This is a genomic window from Streptomyces sp. NPDC051907 (assembly GCF_040681075.1).
In the GTDB taxonomy this organism is placed as follows: domain Bacteria; phylum Actinomycetota; class Actinomycetes; order Streptomycetales; family Streptomycetaceae; genus Streptomyces.
The window spans coordinates 1-4,645 of sequence record NZ_JBFAYB010000198.1 but is presented as its reverse complement, the minus strand read 5'-3'; the positions used below and the strand labels follow the sequence as shown (position 1 = coordinate 4,645).

4 protein-coding genes are annotated in these 4,645 nt (G+C 73.2%); 2 read left to right on the top strand and 2 right to left on the bottom strand.

The annotated features are described in order from the left end of the window. Positions 1–99: 99 nt before the first annotated feature. Positions 100–1,521, bottom strand: coding sequence for a HEAT repeat domain-containing protein (locus tag AB0M39_RS41350; RefSeq protein ID WP_365374181.1), 1,422 nt, complete (start codon positions 1,519–1,521; stop codon positions 100–102). 288 nt (positions 1,522–1,809) lie between these two features. Beyond that, positions 1,810–2,202, bottom strand: coding sequence for an ankyrin repeat domain-containing protein (locus tag AB0M39_RS41345; protein ID WP_365374178.1), 393 nt, complete (start codon positions 2,200–2,202; stop codon positions 1,810–1,812). A gap of 321 nt (positions 2,203–2,523) precedes the next feature. On the opposite strand from AB0M39_RS41345, the gene AB0M39_RS41340 reads away from it, so the two are divergent. Further along, entirely contained in the window at positions 2,524–2,718 is a 195-nt protein-coding gene (locus tag AB0M39_RS41340; RefSeq protein ID WP_365374177.1) for a hypothetical protein, read from the top strand. 132 nt (positions 2,719–2,850) lie between these two features. Then, positions 2,851–4,515 (top strand): hypothetical protein, encoded by a 1,665-nt coding sequence (locus AB0M39_RS41335; RefSeq protein ID WP_365374175.1) that lies wholly within the window; start codon positions 2,851–2,853, stop codon positions 4,513–4,515. Positions 4,516–4,645 lie beyond the last annotated feature (130 nt).

Genomic DNA, 4,645 nt, shown 5'->3' with positions numbered 1-4,645 from the left:
GGCCCCCGCCCGGAGCCTCTCCCACGTGAATCCGGGCCCCCCCCACCCCCGCCGGCCGCGGCGGGACGTCGTCGTCCGCCGCGGCCGTCGGGTCGGGTCTCACGCCTCCGCGGGCGTGTCCGGGCTCATTCTGCTGCGGACCGCCGTCTGGACCTCCGCCTCCTCGGCGGGGTCCGCCGCCAGGCGGCGCAGGCGTTCCGCGACGCGTACGTCTCCCGTCTCGGCGTGGAGCGCGGCGACCTCTCGCGTCGTCTCCTCGCAGTCCCATAGGCATTCGACGGCGAATCCCGTGGCGAAGGACGCGTCCGTCGCGGCGAGGGCGCGCGCCGCCCGGCCGCGGAGATGGGAGGAGGCCGTCTCCCGGTAGACATGGCGCAGCACGGGCGCCGCGCAGGCGATGCCGAGCCGGCCCGCGCCGTCGACGAGCGTCCACAGCAGGGGGGCGTCGGGGCCGTCGGCGCGGACGGTCTCGCGCAGCGCGCCCAGCACCAGCTGGGCGTCCTGGGCGCCGCCCCGGCAGGCGAGCACGCCCGCCGCGGAGGACCCCAGCGCGTCGGGGCGGTGGATCCAGCCGCGCGCCCGGTCGACGGCTTCCTCTCCGCACATCCGCTCGAACGCGGCGACCGCCGCATCGGCGACCGTGCGGGACGGACTGCCCGCGGCCGCCTCGATCAGGTCGAGGACGACGGGATCCCTGGACTGGGCGAGGTAGTGCAGGGCCGCGCAGCGCGCCCCGTCCGTGCCGGCGCGTGCCACGTCCACGATCGTCTGGCGGTCCTCTGGACCCGCGACGGCCGAGAGGCACCGCGCTGCCGGCACATGGAGTGCGCTGCCGCGTGCGTGGCCCTGCTCGGCCCAGTCGAAGACCGCCTGGACGCTCCAGCCGGGCCGCGGCCCGGTGGGGCGCATCTGGCGCTGCCAGCGGTCGAAGGAGCCCGACTCCTGGGCCGCGCGGACCCTGGCGCCGACGGTGTCCCGCTGGTCCTCGGCCCATAGCCGCCATGGGCGGGGCTCGAAGGCGTCCCGTACGGCGGCCGCCAGCTCGGCGTTGCCCTCGGGCGTCGCCGGGAAGCGGGCGAGGACGGACGTCGCCAGGCCGCGCAGGCCCGCGTCGTCGTCGCGCAGGGCGAGCTCGTCCAGAGCCCATGCCCAGTTCGCGCCGCTCGCGGCGTACCGCCGCAGCAGCGCCAGCGCGTCGCCTCTGCCATAGGAGGCGAGGTGTCCGAGCACCGCGAGCGCGAGGCCGGTCCTGGCCTCGTCGGCGTCGAGGTGGTCGTCGACGTCGTACAGATGCCGCTCGATCTCCTCGAGACTGCCGTGCAGGTCGAGGTAGAGGCGGGCGTAGTAGAGAGAGCGGTTCTCGACCTGCCAGTCGTGGCGCGGGTCGCTGAGCACACACTGGTTGAGGGCGGCGAGCGCTTCGGCCCGCGGCGCGGCGAGCGCGTGCAGCGTGCCGTCGCCGCGCCCCCTCTGCAGCAGACCGAGCAGCGTGCCGCTCGGCGCTATGACTGGATCGAACATAGGAAAAGCCTCACATCAAGCTGTCGACGCGACCGGGGAGTGGGATGCCTAGGCCGCGCAGCAACATGTAGGGCCGCCCGTCGTCTTCTGCCTGGTGTAGACCATCTTCCTCTGCCTCTCGTCGGTTGCCCCAGGGGAACTCCCGGATGAAGTCCGGGGTAGGGCACGCCGTCATGATGACCCACCCATATCGCCACCGCGACCACATTTACGGCGTCCCTCTCGGCTGCTTCTCCGCAGCCGCTCAACACCCTTGCGCAGGGCCCCTGTCGGCTGCTCAGCTGCTGTTCAGCGGTTGCCGAACAGCTCCAAGAGCTCTGTCTTCCCAAACATCCGCGCCGTATCCATCGCGGACGGAGTCCCGGCCTCCGGGTCCGCCCCGCCGGCCAGCAGCGCGCGGATGACGGCGTCCTCGCCCTTGAAGACCGCGCCGGCGAGCGGGGTCTGCCCGCGGTCGTTGGCCCGGTCCGGCTCCGCGCCGCGGGCGATGAGCGCCTCCACCGCGGCGGCGTGCCCGTGGTAGGCGGCGAGCATGACGAGGGTGTCGCCGCGGTCGTTGGTGAGGTTCGCGGGTACTCCGGCGTCGATATAGGCGGCGAGCGTCTCGGTCTCCCCCTGGCGCGCGAGATCGAAGACCTTGGTCGCGAGTTCGATCACCTCGGGATCCGGTGCTTCGCTCATCGGAGGGACCGCCTTTCACTGCGTTGACCTGGGACGCACGGCAAGGGCAGCCGTACGAGTGAACCGACAGGTTACTGCCCGTACGCCGTCGCTCTACAGCCCGCCCGCCCCTGCCGGACCGGCGGGAGCGGGCCCACAGCGGCAGCGGGGAGGGCACTTTGCCGCGAAACCGGGCAGTCCGCCTGTCGGCTGGCGGCCCGGCGTCCACCAGTGGAGTGAAAACCCGACATTTTCACCCATTTGCACCTTTTATCACATAGATACTTCCTGTGATCCTGGAAGAACTCATGGTGACTGTCCCCTCAACCAGGAGAACCTCTCATGATCCTCTCCATCTCAGGTGTAGTGCTGCTCGCCATCATCGTCTTCCTGTTCTGCAAGAAGGACGGGCTCAAGGGGTCCCACGCGTTCGTCTGCGGGCTCTTCGGCTTCTTCATCTCGGGCACCGCCATCGCGCCCAGCATCCAGGCGGGCAGCGCGAGCCTCGCCAGTCTGCTGGGCGGGATCAAGTTCTGACCGCGCCCGCCCCAGACAGCGCCCATCGGCGTCCTGAGTGCCCGCAGCGCCGCGAACGCGTTCCACGCGTTCGGCTCTGTCGGTGCGACGGCGCCGCCAGCACCATCGGCACCGCACCTCCAGGAGACCGACGTGGCCCGGCGACCACTCCCCCGCATCCTCAGCAGCGGCAGCGCGCAGATCGCCCGGAGCCGCGAGATCGCGCGCACGGCCGCCGACAACGCCACGGACGTCCTCCATCCGCTGATCACGGTCACCCGTGGTCTGCGGCTGCTCGCCGCGGCAGGCCGGCGCAAGTGGGCCGGCACGCCCAAGGAACGGCGTGGTCCCGCGCTGTTCCTGGTCGCGGCATGCGTCCTGGTGGTCGCGCTCATCCCGTACGGGCCGCTGGTCGCCCTGATCTCGGTGATGGCCGCGGCCGCCTGGAAGGGCCGGGTCCGCACTCCGGTGAAGACCGGGCCCGACGAGACGGAGATCGGACGGCTCCGAGCCCTCTACGAGGCCCTCGTGCCGTACTTCTCCGTACCGGAGGACCCTGATCCGCTCTTCTCCCACGGCGGGGCGTGGGACAAGGCGCTCAGCGAGTACGAATTCGATGGAAACGGGCGCGTCACCCGGCTGCTGGTGACGTACCCGGCCTACTTCACCGACAGCGAGGCCGAGTCCCGGGCCCGCATCGAGCAACTGCTGCACGCCAAGTCCGGGCGCGGCCGCGAGTACCACTTCAGCTGGGACGAGGAGGGCAACCAGCTCGTGATGAGCGTGCTGCCCGCCCTGCCCACCTCCATCGCCGCCCAGCGCTTCGTCACCGTCCCCGGCGAGACCGTCCTGGGCTTCACCGATCCGGGCGCGGTGCAGCGCACCGTGCCGGTGACGCAGGGCGAGGAGACGCGGGACGCGCCTCCGGTCGTCTGGCGCACCGGTCCGCGCTCGACGGAGCCGCATCTGCTGGTGGTCGGCGAGCCGGGCAGCGGCGCCACGTCCCTGCTCCGCTCGATCGTCCTCCAGGCCCTGCCGCACGGCGACGTACTGATCATCGAGGGCAGCGGCACCGGCGAGTACGCGTGCCTCACCGGCCGCGCGGGCGTGCTGGGCGTCGAGTGCGGCCTGGCCGGAGCGCTGGCCAGCCTCGAGTGGGCGGCCCACGAGACCGAGCGCCGTCTGATCGCCGCCAACCGCGCCCGGCAGGCAGGTCACCCGGCGCCCGAGGACACCAGGCGTCCGCTGTGGATCCTGCTGGACCGGCCGAGCGTCTTCGGACATCTGGCGGCCGCCGACGGGCGCAGGGATCCGCAGGAGCTGCTCCAGGTGCCGCTGCGGCACGGGCGGGCGGCCCATGTGACGGTCGTGGTGGCCGAGCAGTTCGACAGCCTCGACGCGCTGACCGAGCCGGTGCGCACGCACACCCGCGCCCGCGTGGTGCTCGGCCGCGCCGGCATCGGCGAGGTGACGTCGGTACTCGGGCTCGCCCCGCACACGACGCCGACGCCGGACGTCCCGCCCGGCCGCGGGTACGCACGGCTCGGCACGGGCCCCGTCCTGCGGCTCCAGGTGCCGGCGACCCCGGACCCGTACGACGACGCGACGAGCGAGGCGCACCGGCAGGCCGTGCTGGCGCTGCTCCCGGAGCGGGAGGAGCGAGAGGACGGGGCGGAGAAGACCGAGCCGGCCGAGCCCGCGACCGCGTCCGCCGTCGAGCCCGCCACCGCGTCCGCCGTCGAGCCCGCCGCCGTAGCGGCGGTCGCGGCCCTGGCCCAGGCCCCCGCCCCGGCCGAGGGCTGGGACCTGAAGAAGTGAACGCCTGGGGGTGAGCCGCCAGAGGTGAGGCGTGGGGGGGCGGGGCCGGCCGGGCCCCCCCCCCGCAGGCGGCCGAGGTGCGCCGCCCCCCCCCCACACGCCCCCCAAGGCCCCGGGTGGGGAAAGAGAG